The following is a 1,077-nucleotide window of genomic DNA, read 5'->3' on the forward strand; positions in this document are numbered from 1 at the left end:
AGCTTGCGCATTACCTGCGCGGTAGGGGCGTTGTTGCCGATACCCTTGTAGGGATCTGTCTGGAGCGCAGTGTTGAAATGCTGGTCGGAATACTTGGTATCTTGAAATCGTCTGGTGCGTATGTGCCGATCAAACCGGATTATCCGGCGAGCCGTATCTCTTATATTTTGGAAGATACCCGATGTACTTTACTGCTTACCGACCAATTGAACCATGAAATGCTAATGCCGTTGTCAGAAGGTATAAGCCTGGTTGTTTTGGATGGTCCTTCGCCGGTATATTCGGGTTGTCTGCAGGAATCCTTGGATATTTCCCATAGTCCTGATTCATTGGGCTATGTGATCTATACCTCGGGAAGTACGGGCAGGCCGAAAGGAGCCTTGATTGAGCATGCGGGACTGCTGAACCACCTTCTGGTGATGGTCGATGATTTAAATATGGACAACACTAGTGTTGTTGCCTTCACGGCCCCCTTTACCTTTGACATCTCGGTATGGCAGCTTCTCAGCGGATTGCTGTGCGGAGGACGTATTGTTGTTTATAGTGAGCAGATGATATTGGATGCGGATGATTTCCAAAATGCTTTGGCGGCTCATGGGGTGACCCATCTTCAGTTGGTGCCTTCCTATGTTTTGAGTTTACTGGAAACGGGTTCAAGGAAAGGTCTGGAAGACCTACGTTATTTTCTGGTTACCGGAGAGGCGGCCACACCATCTTTATTGCGCAGCTGGTTTTCTTTGTTTCCGGATGTTGCCGTGGTAAATGCTTACGGACCGGCCGAAGCATCAGACGACGTGAGCCTTCATGTTATGCATGAGGCCCCTTCGGGGGTCGTGGTTCCAATCGGTAAACCGGTTGCCAATATGTCGTTGTATGTTGTGGATGGTTTTGATAATTTATGTCCGATAGGAGTTGTTGGTGAATTATGGGTTAGTGGGATAGGAGTTGGTCGAGGTTACCTTAACCAGGAATCCTTGACGGCTGAAAAGTTTGTAAATAACCCCTTCAGGGACGGTGAACGTCTTTACAAGACCGGTGATCTGGCACGCTGGCTTCCTGATGGTAACCTGGAATACA

General features: G+C 48.6%; 1 protein-coding gene. It reads left to right on the plus strand.

The features are described from left to right. A partial coding sequence (locus ACFS3A_RS26710; RefSeq protein WP_379828778.1) for an amino acid adenylation domain-containing protein occupies positions 1–1,077 on the plus strand: 1,077 nt, incomplete at both ends.

It is taken from the genome of Flavobacterium notoginsengisoli, from assembly GCF_042686225.1.
GTDB lineage: Bacteria > Bacteroidota > Bacteroidia > Flavobacteriales > Flavobacteriaceae > Flavobacterium > Flavobacterium notoginsengisoli.